Raw genomic sequence first — 26404 nt, forward strand, 5'->3', positions numbered from 1 at the left:
GCGTGGCTTACGGATGACTTCCGGGCGGGTTACTGGTCGCCGCCGAACTCGCGGTCGCCGCCGATCTTCGAGGCCTGCGGGCCGGACTGGTCCTGATACTTCGAGCCACGTTCCTCGCCGTACGGGCGCTCGGCGGGCGAAGAGAGTTCGGTGAAGGTCAACTGTGAGATCCGCATTCCGGGCGCGAGCGCGACCGGCGCGGCACCGAGGTTCGAGAGTTCGAGCGTGATCTGGCCCTTGTAGCCCGGGTCACAGAGACCGGCCGTGGCGTGGACCACGATGGCGAGGCGTCCGAGCGAGGAGCGCCCCTCGACGTGTGCGAGCAGGTCGTCCGGGATCTCGACCCGCTCTTTGGTGGTGCCGAGCACGAAGTCGCCGGGGTGAAGGATGAACTCGTCGTCTTCGGGGACGACCGTCTCGTCGACGTACTCCTCGATCTCCTGCTCGCTGTCGGGATGGATACAGGGGATGTTCGTACGCTGGAACTCTAGGAACTCGCGGCCGAGTCGGAGGTCGACGCTGGCTGGCTGGATCTGCAGGTCGAGGTCGTCGAGCGGGTCGATCACGAGGTCGCCCGCTTCGAGGCGGTCGAGGATATCCGCGTCGGAGAGGATCATAGCCGGTACGAACAGTGGGGAGATAAAATATCCCCCGACTTCGGGCGCAGGAGATCGACCGATGCCGAGACGTCTACCGACGCGACCGTCGAACGGATACCGGACAGGTCGAACGACAGCGATTATAGCGCTTCGCCCGCACGTTTGGGTATGAAACAGGCCATCGTCGCGCGGACGGACATCGGGATGGGGAAAGGAAAGCTTGCCGCGCAGGTCGCACATGCATCACTGTCGGCCTACGAGGACACTGAGGGGCCACGCCGGAGAGAGTGGAAAGGCGAGGGGCAAAAGAAGGTCGTGCTGAAAGCAGACGGCGAGCAGATGCTGTTCGAGTTGGCCGATATCGCGGAGCGAAAGGGGCTCCCAACCGCGATTATTCGGGACGCCGGGCATACGCAACTTGAGCCGGGAACGGTGACGGCGCTGGCCATCGGCCCCGGTGACGAGCGCGTCGTCGACGAAGTGACCGGCGACCTCTCGCTCTACTAATGCGGCAAGCACACCCGACCGAACGAGAGGTAGGCATCGAGTGGTACCTCACGGAGACCGACGGGATCGGTGGCCGCCTCCGCGGGCGAAACGAGGACTTCCGTGTCCGAGAGATCGAGAACTTGAAACCCAGCCGCTTTCTGCGACTCCCGACGCCTACCCGGACGTCGTCTTTCGGGCGACGCTCCGGGGCTGGGACACGAACGATTTCGTCTCCCAGCTATCGGACGAATTCGGGATCAGCCGGGAACGGATCTCGTGGGCCGGGACGAAGGACAAGTACGCCGTCACGACACAGCTATTCAGCGTACGGGGCGTCGATCACGAGCAGTTCCCCGAAATCTCGAAGGCCGACATAGAGCTCATCGGTCGGGCCGGGCGGCCGATCGAGTTCGGCGACCTCGCGGGCAACGAGTTCGAGATCGTCGTGAGCGAGGCCACAGCACCCGAGCGAGCCGAAGAGATCCTGGCGGAGTTAGAGGAGTTCGGGGGAAGGACGGCCGCGGTGCCGAATCTGTTCGGCCAGCAGCGCTTCGGGAGCCAGCGCCCGGTTACCCACGAGGTGGGCCTGAACGTCGCTCGCGGGCAATGGGAGGAAGCAGTCCTGTCCTACGTCGGCAACCCCTACGAGGCGGAGTCCGACGGGACGCGCGAGGCGCGAGCGCGTGCGGACGACGCGGCGAGCGGCGACAGAGACTGGGCAGCCGTGCTGGAGGAGTATCCCCGACGGCTCCGGTTCGAGCGTTCAATGCTCCACACCCTCGCAGAGAACGGCGGCGAAGAGCCCGAAGACTTCCGGGAAGCGCTGGAGACGGTCCCGAGTAACCTCCAGCGACTGTTCGTCCACGCCGCCCAGTCGTACGCGTTCAACCTGATGCTGAGCGAGCGACTGGAGCGTGGCTTGCCCTTCGGTCGGCCGGTTGCAGGCGACGTCGCCTGCTTCTCTGATCGGGACGCACCCTCGGAGCTAGTCGTGCCTGATACCGATCGGCTCCAGCGAGTCACCGCCGAGCGCGTCGATACGATGGAGCGCCACTGCGAGCGCGGGCGTGCGTTCGTCACCGCGCCGCTCGTGGGGACCGAGACCGAACTCGCTGACGGCGAGCAGGGTGAAATCGAGCGCGCAGTGCTGGACGAACTGGATCTTGCTCCTGGCGACTTCGATCTGCCGGGTGAGTTCGACTCGACCGGGACGCGTCGGGCGGTCCTCCTGCGGACCGATCTGGACGTCACAACGGCAGACGAAGAGGTGACCTTCGAGTTCGCGCTGCCGAAAGGGAGCTATGCGACCGTGGTACTCAGAGAGTTCCTGAAGGCGGACCCGATCGACATGGGTTGAGGGGGATTGCCACTGCGTTGATGATTGAGAGGGATTGCCACTGCGTTGTCCGATCTCCCCAATCGACTGCGGACGGCGAAAGCAGGTCTCGGACAGGGAAACGATGCCCGAAAGAGTAGATCCCGAAAGCACGCCAGTTTTACACGTCGCACGGTAAGTTCAGGGTATGGAGTGTCGGCGCTGTGCGACCCCGCTGGACCGACCGGGCGATTACTGTCTGGTCTGTCACACCGCGGCCGCCGACACCGTCGTACTCGACATCGACCGCGACCGGGCAACCGTAACGATGCTGGCAGAAGACGAGGTGCTCGGGGAGACGACGGTAACAACGAAACCCGAAGACGGCGACGAGGAAGAAGTGATCGAGCTCCGAAACTTCGGGGGAAGATCGCAGACGAAGTGCTTCGAAAGCGTCCCGAGGAGGTGTACGCAACGGGGAACAGGGAAGTGGTGCGTGCGACTCGTGCCCAACTCCACCACGATTTCTACCGCGTGAACGACGACGATCCGGTCGAGGCCGTGATCGATCGCCGTGGGGATCGCGCGCTCGACGTAGTTGATCTTGCCCCAAGGGAAAAACTGGGCGGATCACACTCTACGCTAATCGGCGACCGCGACGGCCGCCGGGCGATCCAGACGGTCGCCGGTCATCCCCACGTCAAGAAGGTGATTCCGGGACCGATCGACGCCGGCGGAACCGGGTCACAGTCCGGCCTCCGGGCGAAAGTGACCCGTGCCGATACGAACGGCAACGTCAGACTGCTCCTTCGGGACGGGTCCAGCGTCCAGGAGAACCGGATCGTCACCACGGCCCGTGACAACGATGGCGGCGAGCACGTTCGTCAAGACCTCAACGACGCACTGGACGAGGCGAACCTCTACTAAGGACAGCCAGTCGGATCGTACGTCTGTCGAGGAAAGACACCAGTCTGTCGTGTGTTCCTGGGCGTTAGACAGCCTGATGGGTCGACTGGCAAACCCTCCCACCCCACACTGTCGAGTGTAACTCGTCTTGGGTGGGATGGGGTGGGGAGGGGTGGCGCAAGTGCGAACAACGAGAGGAGTGATTCGATCCGGATCGGTCCACACCACTCTGTCGAGTGTTGCGAGGGGTGGATATCTGGACCCTCCCACCCCACCCTGTCGAGTGTTCTGGGTGAGAAGACACCCCCACCCCCGTGATCCACGATTGTGTCGGTAGATTCGAGAGACGACTTCGATAGGTTCTACGGACTATAAACAGTCTTAAAATCGCTACGAGAGCGGGACTAGCCGCACTTCGGAAAAGAACATCAGCAAAACCATGACTATATACCGAAACGTGTTTATGTCACACGGCCGGATCGAAACACCTGACAAGGTGGTGTGCCGTCAGAGCGGTTACAGGACACCCGGGGGATAACACTCGACACTGCGGGGGAGTCATCATATATAAATCTGTATATCACAGGACGCACTCGACACGGTGGTTTTATGTGCCACCTGTTCTATGTTTTGTTCAATGCCGCTCTTCGATCGAGATACGACTATCTTTCAGGACGAAGATGTCCTCCGAGAGGACTATCAGCCTGATTCGATCCAGGAGCGTGACGAGGAGCTCGACGCCTACAAGACCGCCCTGCAACCTGTGGTGAACGGTGCCCAGCCCCGAAACATCTTCCTGTACGGGAAGACGGGCGTGGGAAAGACCGTTGCAACGCGGTACCTGCTGGACCACCTCCAGCGAGACGTCGCCGAGTACGACGACGTCGATCTATCGATCGTCTGGTTGAACTGCAACAATCTGACGTCGTCGTATCAGGTCGCCGCCAACCTCGTCAACGAACTCCGCGGGCCGAACGAGCAGATCAGCACGACAGGCTACCCCCAGCAAACGATTTTCGACATGCTCTACAGCGAGTTGGATTCGCTGGGTGAGACCGTACTGATCGTCCTCGACGAAATCGACCATATCGGTGACGACGACGACTTACTGTACGAGTTGCCGCGCGCTCGTGCGAACGGCTACCTCTCACAGGGAAAGCCGGGAATCATCGGTATCAGCAACGATTTTAGTTTCCGAACGGGACTCTCACCGAAGGTCAAGGACACGCTGTGTGAAGAGGAGATTCACTTCTCGCCCTACGTCGCTAACGAACTCGAATCGATCCTCCAGCAGCGTGCACAGAACGCGCTTCACGAAAACGTGCTTGCCGACGGCGTCCTGCCACTGTGTGCCGCCCTCGCCGCACAAGATACCGGCAGTGCCCGCCAGGCTCTCGATCTGCTGTACAAGGCGGGCGATCTCGCTCGCTCGCAAGACGTCGAGGGAGTCGAGGAAAAACACGTCAGGGACGCCCAGCGAGCGCTCGAACGCGGTCGGATCAAACAGGGGATGGTCGACCTCACCCAGCACGGTCACCTCTCGCTCGTCGCCGTGTTGAGTCTTGCTCTCGAAGAGGAGACGCCCGCACGTGTACGCGAGATCTATCCACGGTACCGTTCAGCGGCCGAGTACGTCGGTACGAACCCACTGGTTCGACGACGTATGCACGACCACCTTTCGGACCTCGCTATGCAGGGGATCCTCTCACGAAACACGCGCAACGAAGGACGGGCCGGAGGGAAGTACTACGTTTACGATCTCGACGTCGCAGTCGACATGGTACTAGACGTAATCGAGGACCTGGAGACGGTTGACCTGCCGCCCGACGTGCTTCGGCAGGCGCCCTGATCCTGTCGGTGCTCACGTCATCTTCGAGCGCATTCGACTGTTACTCTCGTCGCTTTTCGCCTTTCGCCTGAGTTGATTCTACCCTCATTCCATATCATCCCTACCACCCTGTCCTCATCTGCCATCAGCCCAATCACCCCACCCACCCCACCCACCCCCGCCTGTTCCCAAGAACACTCGACAAAGTGGGGTGGGGGTGTTAGTATCCATCAGTAAAATGACTTTTTATCGACGAATACTCGACCCGATTCGGGGTCGTTCACACCCCACCCCCACCTCTGCAAGTAAACACTGGACAAGGTGGGGTGGGAGGGTCGGGATATCGGTCCAATCACACACCACCCTCACCCGTGCGAACACTCGACAAAGTGGGGGGACTCTGTGGTTCGTTCGGGAGACAAAGCATCTATCCGCCGTTCTGGATCCACGACATTTACAGGCGAGTGCGTAATTATATATAATTAGATCGTGGCCTCACGATACGATATCGTGCTCGGTACCTTGCCAGCGCTCGCGGTTAGCGGCATGATCGTCGAGGGTGTTGCCCGCCTGCTCAAATCGAGCGTCGGTGTGAGGACCGGCGTGCTGGAACTGCCGCTGGTTCTCATCGGCCTGCTCGCCGCCCTGTCGTTGGTATGTCACGAGGTCTTCGTCGACCCGCCAGTAGAAAACCACTGAGAACCCGGATTGCTGTGCTCGGCAGAACGTTAACCACCAATCACAGAACGTTAACCACCGGTCACCTCTGCTTGGCGGAACCTCGACCACCGGTCACCTCTGCTTGGCGGAACCTCAACCACCGGTCACCTCTGCATGGCGGAACCTCAACCACCGGTCACCTCTGCTCGGCAGAACATCGACCGCGAACCACAGTGCCAGACCGCCCAGCAGGAGGCCGCACCAGCCCAACTCAAAGGGTTTATCAGGTCGCTCGAACTATAAATCGACACTATGGCCAAAGGCAAACGAGGACAAACCGGTAGTGCCGGACGCTTCGGCGCTCGGTACGGTCGCGTCGCACGGAAACGCGTCTCCGAAATCGAAGCCGATATGGAAAACGCCACCGTCGACGGTGACGATGTCAAGCGCGTCGGTACAGGTATCTGGATCAACGAGGAAACCGGCGAGAAGTTCACCGGTGGCGCGTACCGACCCGACACGCCGGCAGGTCGTGGCGTGAAACGATCGATCCGCGCTGCACTCTCCGAGGACGAGTAACGATGTCGTACAAGTGCTCGCGCTGCAAGCGTGACGTCGAGCTCGACGAGTACGGGGGGTCCGTTGTCCCTACTGCGGGCACCGTGTACTTCTCAAAGAGCGGAGCCGCGATCTGAAGGAAGTAAGCGTCAAATAAACGCTGTCCACGGAACTATCGATGGGCGCGTTCGTGCACGAGGCGACGTACACTTTTGCGTACGAGTCGACTGCGACTGCAACGCTCGTGGAGCGGAGCGTCCGCCCCGAAATCGGAGATATCGAAGACGACCGGTCGACCGTCGCCCTTACCCGCGAGGAAGCCACCCTCGAGGTCGCTGTCGAAGCGGCCGATCTGGTTGCACTCCGGGCAGCCTCGAACACCTGGCTGACGCTCATCGACGTGGCTGAATCCAGTGCAGGCTGTGGCCAACCGACTCCGAACGGATAACGACGCAAATCAGGCCCAGTCCCCGCGTAGAAGCCGGATATTGGCGCGCAGTTACAATGACGGGGTTTTTCCGTCCGGACCACTACCTCAGAAGTATGCAAGGCAACCTACCGCCGGAAGCACAAGAGAAACTCGAACAGCTACAGGACCTTCAGGAGACCGCACAGCAGGTCGCCGCTCAGAAGAACGAAGCCGAGTCACAGCTCAACGAGGCCGAGACGGCGCTCGACGAGCTCGAAGACATCGACGAGGAGACCGTCATGTACCGAGAAGTCGGCGAGCTACTCGTCGAGACGGACTACGAGACCGCAAACGAGGACCTCGAAGAGAAGGTCGACAGCCTCGAAATTCGTGTCGAAACCCTGACCAAACAGGAAGAGCGCGTTCAGGAGCAGTTCGAGGAAATGCAGGAAGAGCTCGAAGAGATGCTCGGCGGCGGCCCCGGCGGCGCACCGATGGGCGGCCCCGGCGGCGCGTAAGCGACACCGATGCCAACCGACGAGGAGGTCGTTCAGACGGCCGCTGAAGCCGCTGAGGGGTTGATCTTCTCGCGGCTCAAGAACTCGAACGTCAAAGACGTCGATGTGACGGTCACTTTCGAGGACGGCGTCCTCGATGTCGATGTCTATCTCAATGCACCCGAAGCAGGCGAGGACGAGCAGGCTGTCGCGGACGAGGCCGCGCTCGCCGCTCGTTCTGCGGTCGACGAACTGTTCGACGAAGCGTCGTGACGTACGGGCCTCCCGCCGACCCGACGCTTCGTGGATCTTTTCGGAGCAGATCTCTCTTTCAGCACGGTGCTTCTCCGCAGACCATATGACCATCACCAGCATTCGGGCCTGAGTAGTACCACCCAGGGCCGAGACGAGGGAGATGCTGAACAGTAGGATTTCCTGCTCTCGTGTGAGAGAGATCTCGTCCTGAGGAAATACGTCGAAAAGAACGGTCCTCTCGAAGCGCGTGGTGCGTTACTCCTCGCAGATCGCGCGGAAGTTCTCGAACACTTCTTCGCCCTCCTCGGTGTGAGCGACCTCCGGATGCCACTGAACGCCGTAGAGATCCCGATCCGTATCGCTCATCGATTCGACGCCACAGACATCACTTCTGCCCGTCAACTCGAACCCGTCCGGTAGTTCCTTGACCTCGTCAGCATGGCTGCCCAGACGCGAGTTTCCGGGTGAAGCGATCCGACTAGCGGATCCTCTTCGTCGAGCAGTTCCACGGTGACATCTGCGTAGCCGCCGTACTCGCCGCCACCGACGCGGCCACCGAGTTCGTCAGCGATGATCTGCATGCCGAGACAGATCCCCAGTACGGGGAGATCCATCTCCAGGTACTCGACCGAACGTCCGATGTCGTCGATGTCGGGGCCGCCCGAGAGGACGAGTCCGTCGGCGTCGATCTCTTCGGGTGGCGTCGTGTTGTCGATCATTTCCGTGTCGATTCCCATGTCCCGGAGCGCGCGCTGCTCCAGATGGGTGAACTGGCCGTGGTTGTCGACCACGTCGATCTTCGTCATTGGCAGGCGGTACTCGCGCAGCGAATAAAAGGCGTCCGAATACGGTTAGACTGGCGAGGGCGTCTCGACAGACGCGGTGCCACCGACGCCCGAGCAGATACAACACTTCAGGACCGTCCACGTCTGAAACACCGTGTCAGTTGTCCTCAGTGTCCATACCATTAACACGGTGGACGACTATCCCTGAGATATGATATCCGAGCGGCTCTCTCGGTTCGATCATCCAGCGTGGCTCACCGCTGCCAGCACACTGATCGCGTGGGGCGTTATCCTGCTTGGGGTGTTCGTGGTCCTGTTCGTTGTCCCATATCTCGTCGTGACGCTACTCTGAGGGGTGGCGACCGAAGGGACGGGAGGTTTGCGATTCATACTCTTTTCCTGAATAAAAGCTATTACGTAGGTTCTCGAACGGACACTTATGCAGGTAAAAAAGTGCATGACATCGCCAGTCGTTACGGTCGATCCGGACGCGACCTTACACGAGGCGATGGGTACGATGCTGGAGAACCGTATCGGAAGCGTCGTTGTGACGGGGACAGAACCGGTCGGCATCCTCACACGCTCTGACGTGTTACGATCGATCTACCAGGATGGATCCACGGTCACGGAACGAGCGGTCGAGGAGACGATGAGCGAGGATTTGGTTACCATCGGTCCGACGGATTCAGTTGATAGAGCGCTTCACAAGATGAAAGCCAACGAAATCAAGAAGCTACCGGTGGTCGGAACCCAACTTGTCGGGATAGTGACACTGACCGATATCGCCAGAAACCAGTCGGAACGAGTTATCAAAGTAACGGATACTCGCCCCGACTGATCGGCTATCGTCTGGAAATTTCCCGAACTGCGGCGTTTCCGGCTACCAGTATATCGGTCGAGAGGTCGACAAAAAACGATCCGCTGCTACGCAGAACCGGCCAGATCAGGCGAACGTCTTCGAGACGTCGTCGTTCTCGCTTTCCTTCTGGATTTTGTCCCAGGCGCTTTCGAAGTCCGTCATTCGGATATCCGTTCGGTCCTCGCGGATAGCGAACATCCCGGCTTCGGTACAGATCGCCTTGACGTCCGCACCGCTTGCCTCGTGGGCCATCTCGGCTAGCTGGCCGAAGTCGACGTCGTCGGCGACGTTCATGTCGCGGGTGTGGATCTGGAAGATGATCTCGCGGCCCTCGGTATCGGGCTTTGGCACTTCGATGAGGCGGTCGAACCGGCCGGGGCGCAGAATCGCCCGGTCGAGCATGTCGAAGCGGTTCGTCGCGGCGATGATCCGAACGTCGCCGCGGTCCTCGAAGCCGTCCATCTCGCTCAGTAACTGCATCATCGTCCGCTGGACCTCGGCGTCGCCGGAGGTCTTCGACTCGGTTCGCTTGGAGGCGATCGCGTCGATCTCGTCGATGAACAGCACGGCTGGCTGGTTTTCGCGGGCGACCTCGAAGAGGTCACGCACGAGTTTCGCCCCCTCGCCGATGAACTTGTGGACGAGTTCGGAGCCGGCCATTTTGATGAAGGTGGCGTCGGTCTGGTTGGCCACTGCCTTCGCGAGCATCGTCTTGCCGGTCCCCGGTGGGCCGTAAAGCAGAACGCCGCTCGGCGGCTCGATACCGACGTCGTCGAACGCGTCGGGCTTTTTGAGCGGCATCTCGACGGTCTCGCGGACCTCGTTGATCTGCTCTTCGATGCCGCCGATGTCCTCGTAGGTGACGTCGGGCGACTCGTCGACTTCCATCACGCGTGCGCGAACGTCGGTCTCGCTGTCGAGCTTTTTGACGATAGAGAGCGAGTTGTTGACAGCGACCCTGTCGTCGGGCTCCAGATCGTCAAGCATCTCCTCGGTGACCTCGGTCAGAGCCTCCTGGTTGTTGCCGTGTTGTTTGATGATGACGCCGTCCTCGGAGAGCTCTTGCACCGTCGCGACGAACAGGGGCGACTGCTTGAGTTTCTTGTTCTCGTGAGTGAGCCGTTCGAGTTTCTGCTGGTACTTGTTGTTCTCAGCGTTCGCGTCCAGTAGCTTATCCCGCATTTCCTCGTTCTGTGACTCGAGGACCTCGAGGCGCTCTCGTAGTGCCTCGATTTTCTCCCGCTGTGACGCCTCCTCCTCATCGTAAGGAAGGTCGACGTCCTCCACAGTATCGGTCATTGTCGATGTTAGGGCGTTGGTTCATAAGAGGCTTCGGGTCAGCCAAATCCGGAGCGGCAAAGCGGACCGCGGCCGAAAATGGCTTATAGATCGCCTCCACAATATTCCATCTAGTAATAATTCGAAAGGGACAATATTATTAGCTTGTATGTCCAAGCGGAGATAACGATGAGTACACCAGAGCCTGCCAGCGTAGAAGCACCGGACGCCGACGCGAGTTGGGACGACGTCCGTGACCTGCCGCCGAGCGCCAAACTCGTCGCGAAAGTGCTCGAATACAACGATACCCTGACTCAGAGCCAACTAGCCGAGGAGACGTTGCTGCCCGCACGAACTGTTCGCTATGCGCTGAACCGACTTGAGGAACAGGACGTCGTCGCTTCGCGGTTTTCCTTCTCCGATGCGCGAAAGCGTCTCTACACGCTCGATATCGAGTAGCCGACCTGTGGATACCCCTTCTCGTGAGGCAGGCCTTTTACTTTCACTCCGGTCGCGGAACCGTCTTAAGAGAGCCAGCATAATTGCTTGCCATGACACGGGTGATTCACACCGGCGACACCCACATCGGGTATCGACAGTACCACTCGCCGGAGCGTCGTCAGGACTTCCTCGACGCGTTCCAGCAGGTCGTCGACGACGCCATCGCGGAGGACGTCGACGCCGTCGTACACGCGGGTGACCTCTTTCACGACCGCCGGCCCGACCTTCCAGATATTCAGGGCACGGTCGCGGCACTGCGCGAACTCGCTGACGCCGACATTCCGTTCCTCGCAGTCGTCGGGAACCACGAGACGAAACGTGACGGCCAGTGGCTCGACCTGTTCGAGGATCTCGGCCTTACCACCCGACTCGGATCGACGCCGGAGGTCGTCGGAGATATCGCGTTTTACGGCCTCGACTTCGTGCCCGAGTCCCAGCGGGATAGCCTGGAGTACGGGTACGAACCGACCGAGGAGGCCGATTATGCAGCGCTCGTAAGCCACGGCCTCTTCGAACCGTTCGCGCACGCCGACTGGGACACCGAGCGACTACTGACTGAATCGACAGTCGAGTTCGACGCCGTCCTGCTCGGTGACAACCACGCCCCCGGAAAACGGGAGATGCTGGACACGTGGGTGACCTACTGTGGATCGACTGAGCGCGCGAGCGCCTCGGAGCGCGATGATCGTGGCTACAATATCGTCACCGTCGACGACGAGGTCACGATCACACGCCGGGCCGTCGCGGACACCCGCGAGTTCTGCTTCGTCGACGTCGAACTCGCAGAGGGCGAGGGAACCGATCGGGTCCGAGAGCGCGTCCGCCAGTACGATGTCGAGGACGCCGTGGTCATCGTCACGATAGAGGGTGACGGTGAACCTGTGACACCCGCGAGCGTCGAGGAACTGGCGGTCGACGACGGCGCGCTGATCGCACGGGTGAACGACCGCCGCGAGATAGAGAGAGGACGATGTGAGCGTCAGTTTTGCCGACCCCGACGACGCCGTCCGCGAGCGCCTGCGCGACCTCGGCCTGAGCCCTGCGGCCCGTGACATCGACGAAACCGTCCGCGAGAGCAAGGTTGCTGACTCGAACGTCCGCGAGACCGTCGAATCGCTGGTCCGCGAGCGCGCTGACGAAGGACTGTCGGCGTTCGAGAGCGCCGACGAAGACGAAGCGGGCGACGATGCGGCCGACAGCGCAGCGGGCGAATCCGATGCCGACCCGGACGACGCCGGGATCGATTCGGGTTCCGACTCCGAGAGCGACCTGGCCGATGCCGAGAGCCAAAGCGACCAAGCCGATGCCGAGAGCCAAAGCGACCAAGCCGATGCCGAGAGCCAACACGACCAGACCGATGCCGACAGCCACCAATCAGACCCTGACACAGCACAGGAGACCGACTCCCAGCGCTCCGTGGAGGAGTTCCTATGAGGTTCCGCCACGTCCGGATGGAGAATTTCAAGTGCTACGCCGACGCCGAACTCGACCTCGAAACCGGCGTTACCGTGATTCACGGCGTCAACGGGAGCGGGAAATCTTCGCTGCTGAAGCCTGTTTCTTTGCGCTCTACGGCTCGAAGGCGCTGGACGAGCGCACCCTCGACGACGTGATCACCAACGGTGCCGAGGACGCCGAGATCGAACTCGTCTTCGATCACGCGGGCGAGTCCTACCGGATCGAGCGCCGCCTTCGGCTCACCGGCGAGCGCGCCCAGACGGCGAAATGCGTGCTGGAGACGCCCGATGGGAGCGTCGACGGTGCCCGTGCGGTGCGCGAGTACGTCACCGAGCTACTGCGGATGGACGCCGAAGCGTTCGTCAACTGCGCGTACGTCCGGCAGGGCGAAGTGAACAAGCTCATCCACGCCTCGCCGAGCGACCGACAGGACATGATCGACGACCTGCTCCAACTCGGTAAACTGGAGGAGTACCGCGAGCGGGCGAGCAAGGCCAGACTGGGAATCAAGACGGTGCTCGACGGCCAGCGGGACGTCATCGAGAACCTCGAGAGTAAGATCGCGGCGAAAGAAGACAAGGAGCTTCACGCCCAGCTAAACGAACTCGAAACCGAGCTTTCCGAGAGCAACGCCGAAATCGAGCGCCTCGAGGGCCAGATCGAAGCGGCCCGCGACACCAGAGACGAGGCCGAATCCGTCCTCGACGAGTACGAGGAGAAACGCGACCGGATCGACGATCTGGAAGGAGAGATCGAGACGCTACAGGAGAAGATCAGCGAGACCGAACAGGAACGCGACCGACTCAAAGAGGAGATCACGGAGCGCCGTGAGCGCCTCGACCAACTGGAGACGAAACGGGACGACCTGCTCGCTGACTCCGAACTCGACAGTGATGCCGGTCTCGGGGCGGTCGAAACGACGCTTGAGAACCTCGAAGAGCGGGACGACGAACTCCGAGACGAACTCGAATCGATCAATATCGAGATCCAGGAGTACACTTCAGAGGCCGAAAACGCCCGCGAACGCGCCGACGAACTCGAGGCCGAAGCCGAGACGGCCCGGGAGAACGCCGAGGAACTCGAGACGGAACTCGCCGAGGCCGAAGCGGAACTCGACGACCGCCGCAAGAAACTGGGCGATATCGACGACGAGATAGAGACGGCGAAAGCACAGTTCGAGGACGCGCCGGTAGCCTTCGGCGAGGCCGACGACCACCACGAATCGCTCGAAGCCGAGGCCGAGGAGCTACGCGAGGCACTGACCGATGTCCGGACGAAGCTCGAATCCGCGAAATCCTCGGTCGAGGAAGCCGAGGCGCTCCTGGAGCAAGGGAAGTGTCCCGAGTGTGGGCAGGCAGTCGAGGATTCCCCACACGTCGACGCGCTCGCCGACGACCGCGAGCGGGTTGCAGAACTCGAATCCCGCCGCGACGACCTCGAAGACGAGCGCTCGGCCGTCCGCGAGCGCCTCGACGACGCCGAAACGCTGGTCGAGGCCGAAGCGAGCGTCGAGCAACTGCGCGGGAACCGCCGGAACGTCGAGCAGTTGGTCGAAGAACGCGAGGCGACGCTCTCTGACAAGCGCGACCGCATCACTGACCTCGAAGAGCGCGCCGAGACGCTCGACGAGCGCGCCGAGGAAAAACGGGCGGTGGCGACCGAGGCCGACGAGCAGGCTGACGACCGCCGCGAGGAGATTGCCACGATCAACGCCGAGCGCGGCGAGATCCGAGCACGGCGCGAACGGCTCGAATCGCTCGAAGAAACGCTTGAAGCCATCGAAGACGCAGAAGACGGAATCGAGGACCGCCGCGAAAGCCGGGCTGACAAGGCCGAGTTGAACGAGGAGCGCCGCGAGCGACTGGCCGAGAAGCGCCAGCGCAAGAACGAACTGCAATCGGAGTTCGACGAGGAGCGTATCGAGGAAGCGCGTGCGGATCGAACGCGTGCCACAGAGTATCTGGAGGAGGCCGAACCGGCATTAGAAGAAGAGCGCGAGAACCGGGACGACCTGAAAGGCCGGATCGGTGGCATTGAGGCCGAACTGAGCGAACTCGAAGACCTGCGCGAGGAGCATGACGAACTCGTCGAGCGCCGCGATGCCCTGGAGTCGCTGTACGACGAGGCCCAGCGGCTACAGGAGACCTACGGCGACCTGCGGGCGGAGCTACGCCAACAGAACGTCGAACGGCTGGAACGACTGCTCAACGAGACGTTCGATCTGGTCTACCAGAACGACTCGTACTCGCATATCGAACTCGACGGGGAGTACGAGCTAACGGTCTTCCAGAAAGACGGCGCACCGCTCGATCCGGACCAACTGTCCGGCGGCGAGCGCGCACTGTTCAACCTCAGCCTCCGCTGTGCGATCTACCGCCTGCTGGCCGAAGGTATCGAAGGGGCCGCGCCGATGCCGCCGCTGATCCTCGACGAACCGACCGTCTTCCTCGACTCGGGGCACGTCTCTCAGCTAGTCGAACTGATCGACTCGATGCGTGAACTCGGCGTCGAACAGATAGTCGTAGTGAGCCACGACGACGAACTCGTCGTCGCGGCCGACGACGTCGTCGAGGTGCGGAAGGATCCGACCTCGAATCGGTCGACAGTCGAGCGTCGCGAGGAGATCGGTACCACCGCGTTCGCCGAATAACTGACTCTCGGGGCAAGCAGATCTTCTCAGTCGTCGTCACGAAGTATGGAGAGCACTTCGACGGTGCCCTCGGTCGCGTCGTAGCCACGCTCGCCGGCAATCGTTGCTTCTTCGATCAGTCCGGCCGCCCGTAGCTCCGCCAGTCGGCCGTGCAGATCGGATTCGCACTGGTCGTACTCGCGCATCATGTCGCGGACGGGGACCGGTCCGCGGTCGACCAGATCCGCGAGGAGGCCGAGTGCGGCGTCGTCGTGAACCCCCGGAGTAGCCGCCGAACAGGCTCTGAAATGCCGCTTGCAGCCGTCTCCAGGGGTGGCGTCCCGTCGAGCGTCTCGAGGCGGTCGTTCTCGACGTAGCGTTCGCTACCGTCCTCCGGGTCCCGGACGAGGCTGCTGTCCGTGGACGATTTGACGACGATGTAGCGTTTCCCGGACTCGTCGCGTACGGTTCGCATGCTCGGCTCTACGCCACCGAAGCGCATAATCGCGGCGATCAGTCTCCCGGCTAGCCGAACTCCGAGAACCGGTACTTCAGGTAGGCGTGGCCGAGCGAGAACAGGCCGACGAGCAGGGCCACGGCACCGGCCTGCATATACGGTGTCAGCGTCAGCAGTAGCGCGCCGATGCTGGTCGCGAGAACCCCGAGTTTGACAAGCAGGAACACACTCCAGAACGTGTTTTTGACCTCTGACGAGACGTTCTCCGGATCGGGAAGATCCGGAGCCAGATCCTCATTGGCGTCAAGAACGTCGAAATCCAGATCTTTCTCGGGCTCCGATCCGTTGGGGTCGACGTCGAGAGGGTCCTCGGAAGGCACTGATGAAGGCTTGGAGTTTCAATGCAAAAAGCGCCCCGTCCGAGAGTGCGACTATCGAGAGTGCTACCGGGCCGCTCAGACCTGATTGTCGAGTCGTACCGTCCGTGTCGCTTCGACCCACGCAAGTGGGTTGTCGGCGTCGAAGAAGACGACGCCCTCGTCCGTCTCATACCGTTCGACCGTTTCCAGACCGTCCGCTCGTTCCGTCGTACTATCCTGCCAGCCGGATGTTGCGTGGTCGGACACGTTCGTCACCTCTACGCCTGTGGTATGTGTTACCAAGTTATATGCTTTGTTACCGCGGCTATACTCAGTCCGATCACAACTTGGTGCGGGTGTTTTTGTTGATCCGTGAACAAATGATAGTATGTCACGGCGAACTGTACTCTTTTCACCGGGGAATCGTGGAGAAATGCTCCGGAAAGCGGCGGGATCAGGAGCCGATATCGTCGTCTTCGACCTCGAAGACGCCGTGGGCCCGGACGCAAAAGCCGCGGCCAGGGAGACGGTTACAGAGGTCCTCTCAGAACCGGAGTTCGACACGGAATCTGAAGTCTTCGTACGGGTGAACGAACTGCCGATGGGCGAGGAGGACCTCGACAGTGTTCTCGCCGCCCCAGCGACGCTTGACGGGTTGGTTCTCCCGAAAGTTCGCACTGCGGACGACGTCCGCGAGTTGTCCGACGTGGTCGAGCAGCGGGGCCATGAGCTACCGGTGTTCGCGCTCGTCGAAACGGCGGCGGGCGTCCTTCATGCCGAGTCGATCGCCGCCGTAGAGGCTACCGATGCGCTCGTCTTCGGCGCGGAAGACCTGGCGGCCGATATCGGCGCGACCCGAACGGAGGACGGCGACGAGGTGAGTTACGCGCGACAGCACGTCGTGCTGGCCGCACGAGCGGGCGGCATCGACGCCATCGATACGATCTGGCCCGATATCAGCGACCACGACCGACTTCGCACGGAGGCCGAACGCGCAGTGGAGTTCGGTTACGACGGCAAGATGGCGATCCACCCCGACCAGATCGATCCGATTCACGATGCGTTCGCCCCCGACGAAGACGAGATCGAATGGGCCCGTCGGGTCGTCGCCGCCAGCGAGCGACACGACGGCGTCTTTGCGATAGACGGTCAGATGATCGACGGCCCACTGATCAGACAGGCCCATCGTCTCCTGGACCGTGCGGACGAGTAGGACCGTACGGTTAGCGGAGCGTGAGAGGCTAGCCACGGTCCCTGAAACTAATTATCACGAACGTCCCTCGTATTTAGAGTGGTTGTCACATGAGAACTGACTGTTCACCCAGTGTTAACAGTTGTATAATGTCTTACAGTCCCTTGGTATATCGCTACACTTAAACTACCGGTCGGAAAAAACGAGAGTATGTCCGACGGCGTAAATCCATTCGAGAGCCTACAGGAACAGATCGACGACGCTGGAGCGTACGTCGACGTAGAAGACGACGTACTGGCCCGCCTCAAACTACCCGAGCGCGTCCTCGAAACGAACCTCTCCGTCGAGATGGACGATGGGTCCATCGAAATGTTCAGCGCCTTCCGCTCGCAGTTCAACGGGGACCGTGGCCCGTACAAGGGCGGAATCCGCTACCACCCAAACGTTTCGCGGGATGAGGTCAAAGCACTCTCGGGCTGGATGGCCTACAAGTGTGCGACTGTTGGCATTCCACTCGGCGGCGGCAAAGGCGGTATCATAATCGACCCTTCGGAGTATTCCGAGGCCGAACTCGAACGGATCACGCGGTCGTTCGCTCGCGAACTTCGCCCGATGATCGGCCAGGACCGAGATATCCCCGCGCCCGACGTCAACACTGGACAGCGGGAAATGAACTGGATCAAGGACACCTACGAAACCCTGGAGAACACGACCGAACCCGGCGTCATCACGGGTAAAGACATCTCCAGTGGGGGAAGCGAGGGACGCGTCGAGGCCACCGGCCGCTCGACCGTCATCGCGGCCCGAGAGGCGTTCAACCATCTCGACCGAGACATCGAGAACGCGACCGTGGCCGTCCAGGGCTACGGCAACGCCGGCTGGATCGCCGCGAAACTCGTCGACGAGATGGGTGCGACTGTCGTGGCGGCGAGCGACTCCACCGGCGGGATCTACAACGAGGACGGCTTCGACCCCGTCGCTGCGAAAGAACACAAAATCGAGACCGGTAGTGTTGTCGGCTACGCCGATGGGGACGAAGAGATCACGAACGACGAACTGCTCACTCTCGACGTCGACCTGCTGATCCCGGCCGCCCTCGAGAACGCTATCAACGAAGAGCTTGCCCGGAATATCCGGGCGGACGTGATCAGCGAGGCAGCCAACGGGCCAATCACGCCGAAAGGCGACGAGGTGCTCGAGGAAAAAGACGTCATCATCGTACCGGACATCCTCGCGAACGCCGGCGGCGTCACCGTCAGCTACTTCGAGTGGGTCCAGAACCGCCAGCGGTTCTACTGGTCCGAGGAGCGAGTCAACGAACAGCTCGAAGAGATCATCGTCAACTCCTTCGACAATCTCATCGAAGCCTACGAGAAACACGACCTGCCGAGCCTGCGGGTCGCCGCCTACGTCGTCTCCATCCAGCGCGTCGCCAACTCCTTCGAGGAAGGCGGCGTCTGGCCCTGAAGCTAGGTTCGATCGAAAACGATCGCTTCACTCGCGATTTTTCTGCTCTCGACAGCTACTGTCTCTTCCCGTCTTACTGTAGCCGTTCGGTCGTCTCGACGAGCGGATGGCGGGCGTAATCGACGACTTCGATGTCCTCGAGACTCTCGAGTCCGTTGTTCTCGGCCGTCTGTTGCATGCCCAACTCCAGTTCCTGATCGACGACGACGACGTACGCTTCCATCTCTTCGACGCCGAGTTGGCGCGCTGCAAGGACGCGGTGATGGCCGTCTGCAAGCAGATACTCTCCTGCGTTATCGATAACGACGAGAGGCTCTGCCAGCCCACGGTCCAGTTCGTACTGCCGGCCGTCTAATTCGTCGGCGTACACTTTCGACTGTGTCGGCGTCAACCGGTCCAGCGGGACGATCCGCCGTTCCTGGCGTAGCGTCACGTCGTGAATGTTCTCCAGCGTGCGGAGCAGTTTGCCGACCTTCTCCGGCGTTGCGCGCTCTATCTGACTGCGAATCACGTCCGTATTGCTGATGATCCCGACGAGGTTACGAGCGTCGTCGACGACGGGGAGTTTCTGGATCCCGGACCGAAGGATGACGCGGGCCGCGTCGTTCACCTTCATCTCCGGATGTGCGACCACCAGATCCGACGTCATCACTTTAAAAATCGGCTCCGACTCGTCGGCCAACAGGAGGTCGCGTGCAGTGACGAACCCCTCGACTCGGCGGCGCTCACAGACGGGAAATCCGTTGTGGCCGTCGGTTTCGGCTATCTTGCGAGCGACCTCGGCGACGGTAGCGTCCGGGGCTACCGTCACCACCTCCTGGGTCATGTACTCGTTCACTCGCGCCGTCGCACTGACCCCGCTCACATCCATACCCACATCTCGAGTCGCTGTGGGGAAAAGCTATTTCGTTCCTATCCTTCGTCCGTCGCTGTCGACCGATCGCCGGACAGCATCGGGAACTCGAACTCAGTGACTTCCGAGACGTACTCGTCCGGCAGTTCGAAGGGCCGTTCGCGCAACGCCTCGAAGAACCGATCCCTGACGACGTCTTCGACGGCCGACTGCACTGTCTCTCCGGTATCGTCAACCGTGCCGAGTACGTCAAGCGGGATCTGTGCGCCCGCCATATCCGAGTGGCCGCCACCGCTCCCGATACGGTTGAATGCCAGCCGTAACGTCTCTCCGAGGTCGAGCCCTGCACCCCGTGAGCGCGCGGAGACGTAGACCGTGTCATCGAGCACACCGAACACCAGCGTGGTCGAGACGTCTTCCATCGCAGTAGCTGATCGGCCGCCTGCGCGAGCGAGTCCCGCTCGTTGATCTCGCCAGCGCTCGTCGTGAGTATCGAGCCGTCAGCTGTCGGTTCTCGATCGCTCGGGCGACCGTCTCAAGCGTCTCGGCCGAGATGTTGGGGGACTCGATTCGTTCGAGCAGCGAGATGTCCGCGTACTCGACCAGTTCACTCGCGGCCTCGAAGTCGAACTCCGACGCCTCCCGCTCGAAGTCGTCCGTATCGATCCGGATGCCATAGAGGAGGGCGCTGGCGACGGTCTCGTCGAGTTCGATGTCGAACCGCGAGAAGTAATCGGCCAGTAGCGTAGATGTCGCTCCGACCTCGCTCCGGATGTCGACGAAGCGGCCGCCGACTGGGCCTCGAGGTGGATGGTGATCGATGACTACATCGACCGCCAGCCCTTTCGGTAGCCGATCGTTGACGCCGGGTCTGCTGTGATCGACGAGTGCGAAGCCCGAAAACTCGCCCAGTTCGTCCGGATCTTCCGGATCGAGTTGGCGAAGGTCGAGATCCAGCAGGTTCATCATCGCCTTGTTCTCCTGATGGGTGATATCGCCGTAGTGGCAGGGAACCGCGTCGACGCCGAGACTCTCTGCAAGCTGTGCGAGTGCCACGGCGCTCCCGATGGCGTCCGGGTCAGGGTTGTCGTGGGCAACGACGGCGACCGTTCCGTCGACCGAGGTAAGCGTCTGTCGGAGTCGGCGGGTCCGGGTCGCTCCTTCCCGGTGACGAATCCGAGGACGTGATCAGCGATTTCGGCACTCGGTTCGATCAACTGGTCGACCCGTTCACGTAGCGTCGATAAACTGTTTTCGGAGGGGTACTCCCCGGGGTATGCGAGGACGAAGGCATCCGGATACACGTCGCGGACGGTGACGGCCATCGCCGCGTTTCGCTCCGCGTCGTCGTCGGCGAGTACCACGATATCGGCTGACGGGGCGGCCTCCGCCAGCAGTTCCGGGTCTGTCGGGTCGCCGTCCGTCACGGTCCGGTTGGGCCCACGAAGTGCATCGATGCGGCCGGAATCGTCTGTGATGACGGTCAGGCCGCCCTGTTCCCCGGCGATGCGACTGGCCAGCGTCTGGCCAACCGCCCCACAGCCTAGCATCAGCCGGGAGGTCATAGATTCACCTATTAATCCAGTAAGGTAAAAGCTACCGTCTTCTTGCCATGCAAACAACGTCAGACAACTGGCATCCAATAGAAAGAAAGGGAACGGTGATTACGCCAGCAGCGCCGCCGCCGCGTTGACCGCAATGTCGGCAACGGGGCCGAACGCGCCAAGCAGTCCCACCGTCACGACTGCAGCACCGACGACGGCAACGTACATCCCCATCGGGGCGTCGGGGATGGCAAGGTCGTCAGCCGGTTCCTCGATCCACATCGCTTTCAGCAGTTTCGAGTAGTAGTACAGCGACAGCGCGCTGGCACCGGCACCGACCGCTGCGAGCCAGACGAAGCCGTTGTTCACTGCACCCGCGAACAGGACGTACTTGCTCCAGAAGCCCCCGCCGAGCGGCAGGCCGGCGAGGTTGATCAGGAACACCGACATCGCGACGGAGGCGATCGGTGCCTGCGTCGCGAGGCCGTTGAAGTCCTCGAAGTCGCGGCCGATCTCCCAGCGTTCGGTCATCGCCAGGAACAGGAACGCGCCCGTGTTCATGAAGCCGTAGACCAGCAGATGCAACATTGCACCGCCGAGCACGAGTTCGTTCGCGCCGCCGGTGCTGGATAGTGCGGCCAGTCCGATGAGCGCGTAGCCGGCGTGACCGACCGACGAGTACGCCAGCATCCGCTTGACTTTGGTCTGGACCGCGGCCGCGAGATTACCGAGCACCATCGTCAGCACCGCGAGCACCTGGAAGACGACGATCCATTCGACGTTCAGGTTGGCCATCGTCGCAACCGGGAACGCGTCGACGAAGATCCGGAACGCGATCACGAACCCGGCCGCTTTCGAGGCCGAAGAGAGGAACGCGCTGATCGGTGCGGGCGCACCCTCGTAGGCCTCCGGCGCCCAGTAGTGGAACGGGACGGAGGCAGTCTTGTACGCGACGCCAGCGACCATCAGCAGGATCCCGATTCCGAGGATCCCCTGATCGAGGACGGTATCGAGCGAGCCCGCGATTTCGGGGATCAACAGCGATCCGGTCGCGGCGTAGACGAGACTGATCCCGTAGAGGAACACCGCCGAGGAGACCGCGCCGATCAGGAAGTACTTCAGACCGGCTTCGACGCTTCCACGGTTGTGCTTGAGATACGCGACGAGCGCGTACGAGGGCAGGCTGGCGAGTTCGAACGCGATGAACACTGTCACCAGGCTGTTTGCCGACGCCATCGTGAGCATCCCGGTCGCGGCCAGTAACACCAGCGAGTAGTACTCCCCGCGGTGGGCCATCTCGTCCACGTAATCGTAGCTCGCGATCAGCACGAGCGAGGTGACACTGAGCACCACGAACGTGATGAACAGCGCCATCTCGTCGACGACGAGTGCGGAATCGAACAGCAGGAACGGCGTCTCGCCCACGCCTTCGAGCAGATACCACACGGAGAAGGCAAGCGAGATCACTGTCCCGCCGACCGCCGTCCCCGCGATCAGTTCGTGGGCCGTCGTTTCGGTGTCGATGCTATCCACCAGGAACAGGAGCAGCGCCGTTCCGGCGAGGATCAACACTGGGGCGAGCGCTCGGTAGGTCGTAATGTCGAGCACACCGAATTCAGCCATCAGATACCACCTCCGGGGAGGATCGGACTGATCGCATCGGTAATCATCTCGAAGATCAGTTCCGGCGAGACGCCAAGCAGGATGATCAATCCGAGGAGGACGAACAACGGCAAGACGTCGTGCAGCGGCGCACGCCCGACCTCGTAGTCAGTATCGAGCTGGTACGGACCGAACAGGGTGCGCTGCATGGCGTAGAGCAGGTAGCCAGCGACGATGACGATACCGAACATCGCCAGCCCGGTGAACACCGGTGCGAGGCTACCGATAGCGTCGACCGCCCCGAAGGAGCCGAGGAAGATGAAGAACTCGCCCGCAAAGCCGCTCATCAGCGGGAGCCCCATGTAGCCGAAGGCACCGGCGATGAAGATGCCGACGACGACCGGCATCTTGTCTGCCATGCCGGACATGTCGGTGACCATCCGCGTGTGAGTGGCGTTGTAGATCACGCCGACCGTCATGAACATCAGCCCGGAGATCAGGCCGTGGCTGATCATCTGGAACGTCGCGCCACCGACCCCGTAGACGGTGTACGCGATCAGACCGAGGATCACGTAGCCCATCGAGGAGACAGACGAATATGCGACGATCCGTTTGAGGTCCTGTTGGGCGAGCGCGAGCATCGCACCATAGATCACTGAGACGACCGCGAAGACGGCGATCAGCACCGCAAAGTCCCTTGCAACGTCGGGCAGCATCGTGAAGTTGAACCGGAGCAGGGCGTAGGTGCCCATCTTCAGCAGGACGCCTGCCAGCAGCACCGACACCGGCGTCGGCGCTTCGACGTGAGCGTCCGGCAGCCACGTGTGGACCGGTACGATTGGCACCTTCACCGCGAAGCCAGCGAACATGGCGAAGAAGGCGAATATCTTCAGGGTGCTCGCATCGATCCACGGCGCAGCATCGGGTTCAGCGCCCTCCAACACCAGAGCCTGTGCCGTATCAGCCAGGTTGAACGTGTCCAGTCCGAGACCGAACACGAGTGCAACGAAGCCGATGAACATCACCAGCGACGCGACGTTCGTGTAGACGAACATCTTGATCGCGGCGTACTTCCGGCGGGAACCGCCCCAGACGCCGATGAGGAAGTACATCGGGATCAGCACGGCCTCCCAGAAGACGAACCACAGGAAGAAATCGAGCGCGGAGAAGACGCCGATCAGCGCCGCTTCCAGGAACAGGACGAGCCCGTAGAACTGGGACTGGCGCTCGGTGATAGGCGTCCACGCACTGACAATTGCCAGCGTCGTTAGAATCGTCGTCAGAGCGACCAGCGGCAGGCTAATACCGTCAGCCCGACGTGCCAGTCGATCGTGTAGAGGCCGCCCAGTTCGATCCACGTTTCACGCGTGTAGAACGCTATCTCCGCGGGATCGGCCAGCAGGGCGTTTCCGCTACCATCGAACGCACTGTACATCCAGACGCCCCCGACGACCGAGAGCAGACTGATTCCGAAGGCCAGTTTGCCGGCGTACTTGTTCGGGGACGCGAGTACGACCAGCGAACCGACCAGACATAGCGCGATGAGCGCTTCGATCATCATAGTAACCACCCTCCATACAGGCCGAATCCAACGAGAAGCAAGACCAGTGCGATCCCGAGCATCGCGGCATAATCGGTGACTGCGCCGGTCTGGATCCGGCGGAGTCGGTCACCGCTAAAGAGGCTCACACTGCCCGAGCCGTTGACGACGCCGTCGACGACGCTCTGGTCGAAGGTGTTTGCGGCGCGAGCGATAGGCATCGTGACGCGCTCGGCGAGTGCGACCTGGAACTCGTCGAGGTAGTAGTTGCTGTACAGTACATCGCGGACAGAGCCGAGGTTCTCGACGTGTGGCTCGGGGCGCGGGACGTTGTACAGGTAGTACGCGAGGCCAGCGCCAGCAAGTGCAAGTCCGAGCGCGAGGGCGCCGGCGATCAGCACGGTCGTTCCCTCGGACCCGGCGATGTACTCGTAGCCGAGGCCCGCCGTGTCGGTGTACTGGTGGTAGGTCAGGGCGTCGTAGCCACCGTACTCGCCGTCGAGCCAGTCGGTCAGGAGCGTCGCATTGCCGATCCCGGTTAGCTTTTCGACCGGGGCAAGGTTCGCCACGCCGGCCACCGTCGCGAGCGCGCCGAGCGTGATCAGCGGGACCTTGACTGCCCAACCGACCGAGTGGGGATCCCTGGCCGCTTCGGAGCGCGGTTCACCGTGGAACGTGAGAAAGACCATCCGGAAGGTGTAGAAGCCGGTGAAGAAGACGGCTGTTAACCCCATCGCGTATGCCATGAGGAACACCGGATCGTCGAGTCCCAGAATGATCGCGTCGAAGAGGATTTCGTCTTTCGACCAGAAGCCCGAGAACGGGATGATTCCTGCAAGCGCGAGCGCGCCCGCGAGGAACGTGTAGTAGACGACAGGCGCTTTGTCCTTCAGACCGCCCATCTTCCACATATCCTGTTCGTGGTGCATCAGGATGATGACCGCACCGGCACCCAGGAACAGGAGCGCTTTGAAGAACGCGTGGTTCATCAGGTGGAAGACGCCGGCGACGTAGCCGCCGACGCCCAGACCGAGCATCATGTAGCCGTACTGGCTGATCGTCGAGTACGCCAGTACCTGCTTGACGTCGTTTTTCACACTCCCCATCGTCGCCGCGAAGAGTGCAGTAAAGCCACCGACAAAGGCGATGATCCCCAGTGCGGTCGGGCTAAGCGCGTAGAACGCGAACATCCGCGCGACGAGATAGACGCCGGCCGCGACCATCGTCGCTGCGTGGATGAGCGCCGAGACCGTCGTCGGACCTTCCATCGCGTCGGGAAGCCAGGTGTGTAGCGGGAACTGTGCGGACTTGCCGATCACGCCGCCCAGAACGAGCAGACCGAGGCCCGTGATCCACTGCTGTGCGCTCACAGCATCAGGGATCCACAGGGCGGCGCTTGAATCGGAGAGAGACGATTCGGCCACCGCGGCGAACGACTCCGTGCCGCCTACGGACGCGAACTGCGCCGTCCCGAAGGTGGCGAGGATGCCGACGACGCCGATGAGGAAGAAGTAGTCACCGAATCGCGTCACCAGGAACGCCTTCTTTGCGGCGCTCGCTGCACTGTCGGTGCGGAACCAGAAGCCGATCAGCAGATACGAACAGAGGCCAACGAGTTCGAAGAACATGAAGGCCATCAGCAGATTGTCCGCGTAGACGAACGCGAGCATACTGAACGTAAAGAGACCGAGTTCGGCGTAGTAGCGCGGCAGGCCGGTCTCGCCCTCGGCGTTCATATACCCGAGACTGAAGATATGGACGAGGAAGGCGACCAGCGAGACTATCACGAGCATCAGGGACGACAGGGGATCGATTAGGATCCCGAAGCTCAGATCGATCGGCGCGGAGTCGGTCCACATCCAGTAGGTGTGCTGGTACTCGCTACCGCCCGCGACAGCGATGACCGCCAGCACCGAGAGGACAAGCGAACCACCGGTCGCGACGATGCCGCCGATCGCCCCCTTCTTCGGCATATACTTGCCCGCGACGAGCGCGAGCAGGAACGATACGAACGGCAGCAGCGCAATCGCCGGTGAGATTTCAGAATATCGCCATCTGTTACCACCTCATTGTCGTTGCGTTCTCGACGTCCACGTCGCCGTAGTTCCGCACCAGTACCAGAATGATACCGATACCGATCGCCACCTCTGCGGCCGCCAGACCGATGGTGAACAGGGCGAACACCTGTCCGGTGACGTTACCGTAAAAGAACGAGAACGCGACCAGATTGATGTTCGCGGCGTTCAACATTAGTTCGACGGAGACGAGGAACATGATGGCGTTCCGGCGCGTCAGAACGCCGAACAGGCCAATACAGAACATTCCTGCCGAGAGGAGCAGATAGAGCTCTGTCCCAACGGTCAT

At 61.5% G+C, this 26404-nt stretch carries 23 protein-coding genes and 8 pseudogenes; 17 read left to right on the plus strand and 14 right to left on the minus strand.

Annotated elements, in window-relative coordinates; translation table 11 throughout:
• Positions 1-29: 29 nt before the first annotated feature.
• Positions 30-617, minus strand: coding sequence for a dCTP deaminase (gene dcd, locus ACFQH2_RS12160; RefSeq protein WP_377053948.1), 588 nt, complete (start codon positions 615-617; stop codon positions 30-32).
• Between the two features lie 150 nt (positions 618-767).
• Here dcd and pth2 point away from each other — a divergent pair, with 150 nt between their 5' ends.
• From pth2 to ACFQH2_RS12210, 10 genes and pseudogenes are all read left to right on the plus strand, one after another.
• Positions 768-1106, plus strand: coding sequence for a peptidyl-tRNA hydrolase Pth2 (pth2, locus tag ACFQH2_RS12165; protein ID WP_377053950.1), 339 nt, complete (start codon positions 768-770; stop codon positions 1104-1106).
• Positions 1106-2445 (plus strand): annotated as a pseudogene (truD, locus tag ACFQH2_RS12170) (tRNA pseudouridine(13) synthase TruD). Before pth2 ends, truD begins: the two are co-directional and overlap by 1 nt.
• Before the next feature lie 166 nt (positions 2446-2611).
• Positions 2612-3330: pseudogene (locus ACFQH2_RS12175) on the plus strand (DUF2103 domain-containing protein).
• A 616-nt stretch (positions 3331-3946) separates the two neighbouring features.
• Complete coding sequence (locus tag ACFQH2_RS12180; RefSeq protein ID WP_377053956.1) at positions 3947-5158, plus strand: orc1/cdc6 family replication initiation protein; 1212 nt, start codon at positions 3947-3949, stop codon at positions 5156-5158.
• 468 nt (positions 5159-5626) lie between these two features.
• A complete protein-coding gene (locus ACFQH2_RS12185; protein WP_377053958.1) occupies positions 5627-5836 on the plus strand; it encodes a hypothetical protein in 210 nt (69 codons plus the stop codon).
• Between the two features lie 273 nt (positions 5837-6109).
• Entirely contained in the window at positions 6110-6376 is a 267-nt protein-coding gene (locus ACFQH2_RS12190) for a 50S ribosomal protein L37ae (RefSeq protein ID WP_377053960.1), read from the plus strand.
• A gap of 2 nt (positions 6377-6378) precedes the next feature.
• A pseudogene (locus ACFQH2_RS12195) lies at positions 6379-6512 on the plus strand (DNA-directed RNA polymerase subunit P).
• A 21-nt stretch (positions 6513-6533) separates the two neighbouring features.
• The gene (locus tag ACFQH2_RS12200) at positions 6534-6803 is read left to right on the plus strand and encodes a KEOPS complex subunit Pcc1 (RefSeq protein ID WP_377053964.1); all 270 of its coding nucleotides are present in this window, start codon (positions 6534-6536) and stop codon (positions 6801-6803) included.
• 95 nt (positions 6804-6898) lie between these two features.
• Entirely contained in the window at positions 6899-7282 is a 384-nt protein-coding gene (locus tag ACFQH2_RS12205) for a prefoldin subunit beta (protein ID WP_377053966.1), read from the plus strand.
• 9 nt (positions 7283-7291) lie between these two features.
• Entirely contained in the window at positions 7292-7534 is a 243-nt protein-coding gene (locus ACFQH2_RS12210; RefSeq protein WP_377053968.1) for a DUF3194 domain-containing protein, read from the plus strand.
• Between the two features lie 237 nt (positions 7535-7771).
• On the opposite strand, the pseudogene ACFQH2_RS12215 reads toward ACFQH2_RS12210, so the two are convergent.
• Positions 7772-8322, minus strand: a pseudogene (locus ACFQH2_RS12215) (GMP synthase subunit A).
• Between the two features lie 190 nt (positions 8323-8512).
• Between ACFQH2_RS12215 and ACFQH2_RS12220 the strand changes: the two are divergent.
• Positions 8513-8653, plus strand: a complete 141-nt coding sequence (locus ACFQH2_RS12220) for a hypothetical protein (RefSeq protein ID WP_377053972.1) — start codon at positions 8513-8515, stop codon at positions 8651-8653.
• A 105-nt stretch (positions 8654-8758) separates the two neighbouring features.
• Positions 8759-9139, plus strand: a complete 381-nt coding sequence (locus ACFQH2_RS12225) for a cyclic nucleotide-binding/CBS domain-containing protein (RefSeq protein WP_377053974.1) — start codon at positions 8759-8761, stop codon at positions 9137-9139.
• A gap of 105 nt (positions 9140-9244) precedes the next feature.
• Here the strand turns inward: ACFQH2_RS12225 and pan1 are convergent, their stop codons facing one another.
• Positions 9245-10459 carry a proteasome-activating nucleotidase Pan1 gene (pan1, locus tag ACFQH2_RS12230; protein ID WP_377053976.1) on the minus strand — a complete coding sequence of 405 codons (1215 nt, stop codon included), beginning with the start codon at positions 10457-10459 and terminating at the stop codon, positions 9245-9247.
• Between the two features lie 168 nt (positions 10460-10627).
• Here pan1 and ACFQH2_RS12235 point away from each other — a divergent pair, with 168 nt between their 5' ends.
• The 3 genes and pseudogenes from ACFQH2_RS12235 (at position 10628) to rad50 (ending at position 15047) form a co-directional block, all read left to right on the plus strand.
• On the plus strand, positions 10628-10897 hold the full coding sequence (locus ACFQH2_RS12235; RefSeq protein ID WP_377053978.1) for a MarR family transcriptional regulator: 270 nt from the start codon (positions 10628-10630) through the stop codon (positions 10895-10897).
• Between the two features lie 92 nt (positions 10898-10989).
• Positions 10990-12373 (plus strand): annotated as a pseudogene (gene mre11, locus ACFQH2_RS12240) (DNA double-strand break repair protein Mre11).
• Positions 12370-15047 (plus strand): annotated as a pseudogene (rad50, locus tag ACFQH2_RS12245) (DNA double-strand break repair ATPase Rad50). Before mre11 ends, rad50 begins: the two co-directional pseudogenes overlap by 4 nt.
• A gap of 26 nt (positions 15048-15073) precedes the next feature.
• Here rad50 and ACFQH2_RS12250 read toward each other — a convergent pair.
• The 3 genes and pseudogenes from ACFQH2_RS12250 to ACFQH2_RS12260 form a co-directional block, all read right to left on the minus strand.
• A pseudogene (locus ACFQH2_RS12250) lies at positions 15074-15501 on the minus strand (hypothetical protein).
• A gap of 50 nt (positions 15502-15551) precedes the next feature.
• Positions 15552-15863, minus strand: coding sequence for a DUF7322 domain-containing protein (locus tag ACFQH2_RS12255; protein ID WP_377053986.1), 312 nt, complete (start codon positions 15861-15863; stop codon positions 15552-15554).
• A gap of 75 nt (positions 15864-15938) precedes the next feature.
• Entirely contained in the window at positions 15939-16118 is a 180-nt protein-coding gene (locus ACFQH2_RS12260) for a DUF7331 family protein (RefSeq protein ID WP_377077028.1), read from the minus strand.
• A gap of 112 nt (positions 16119-16230) precedes the next feature.
• Here ACFQH2_RS12260 and ACFQH2_RS12265 point away from each other — a divergent pair, with 112 nt between their 5' ends.
• The gene (locus ACFQH2_RS12265) at positions 16231-17055 is read left to right on the plus strand and encodes an HpcH/HpaI aldolase/citrate lyase family protein (protein WP_377053990.1); all 825 of its coding nucleotides are present in this window, start codon (positions 16231-16233) and stop codon (positions 17053-17055) included.
• Between the two features lie 189 nt (positions 17056-17244).
• A complete protein-coding gene (locus tag ACFQH2_RS12270; RefSeq protein WP_377053992.1) occupies positions 17245-18501 on the plus strand; it encodes a Glu/Leu/Phe/Val family dehydrogenase in 1257 nt (418 codons plus the stop codon).
• 73 nt (positions 18502-18574) lie between these two features.
• Here the strand turns inward: ACFQH2_RS12270 and ACFQH2_RS12275 are convergent, their stop codons facing one another.
• From ACFQH2_RS12275 to nuoK, 8 genes and pseudogenes are all read right to left on the minus strand, one after another.
• Positions 18575-19372: a CBS pair associated ParBc domain-containing protein gene (locus ACFQH2_RS12275; RefSeq protein ID WP_377053994.1), complete on the minus strand. Its 798-nt coding sequence runs from the start codon at positions 19370-19372 to the stop codon at positions 18575-18577.
• A gap of 41 nt (positions 19373-19413) precedes the next feature.
• Positions 19414-19776 carry a DHH family phosphoesterase gene (locus tag ACFQH2_RS12280; protein ID WP_377076788.1) on the minus strand — a complete coding sequence of 121 codons (363 nt, stop codon included), beginning with the start codon at positions 19774-19776 and terminating at the stop codon, positions 19414-19416.
• Positions 19733-20410 carry a DHH family phosphoesterase gene (locus tag ACFQH2_RS12285; RefSeq protein ID WP_377076789.1) on the minus strand — a complete coding sequence of 226 codons (678 nt, stop codon included), beginning with the start codon at positions 20408-20410 and terminating at the stop codon, positions 19733-19735. The genes ACFQH2_RS12280 and ACFQH2_RS12285 overlap by 44 nt, the downstream gene beginning before the upstream one ends.
• Complete coding sequence (locus ACFQH2_RS12290; protein WP_377076790.1) at positions 20320-20919, minus strand: NAD-binding protein; 600 nt, start codon at positions 20917-20919, stop codon at positions 20320-20322. The genes ACFQH2_RS12285 and ACFQH2_RS12290 overlap by 91 nt, the downstream gene beginning before the upstream one ends.
• Positions 20920-21018: 99 nt before the next feature.
• On the minus strand, positions 21019-22521 hold the full coding sequence (locus tag ACFQH2_RS12295) for an NADH-quinone oxidoreductase subunit N (RefSeq protein WP_377053998.1): 1503 nt from the start codon (positions 22519-22521) through the stop codon (positions 21019-21021).
• A pseudogene (locus ACFQH2_RS12300) lies at positions 22521-24061 on the minus strand (complex I subunit 4 family protein). Before ACFQH2_RS12300 ends, ACFQH2_RS12295 begins: the two are co-directional and overlap by 1 nt.
• A complete protein-coding gene (nuoL, locus tag ACFQH2_RS12305; protein WP_377076791.1) occupies positions 24058-26013 on the minus strand; it encodes an NADH-quinone oxidoreductase subunit L in 1956 nt (651 codons plus the stop codon). Before nuoL ends, ACFQH2_RS12300 begins: the two are co-directional and overlap by 4 nt.
• Before the next feature lie 85 nt (positions 26014-26098).
• Positions 26099-26404: an NADH-quinone oxidoreductase subunit NuoK gene (gene nuoK / locus ACFQH2_RS12310; protein ID WP_377054004.1), complete on the minus strand. Its 306-nt coding sequence runs from the start codon at positions 26402-26404 to the stop codon at positions 26099-26101.

The organism is Natronoarchaeum sp. GCM10025703, assembly GCF_042661985.1.
Taxonomy (GTDB): domain Archaea; phylum Halobacteriota; class Halobacteria; order Halobacteriales; family Natronoarchaeaceae; genus Natranaeroarchaeum.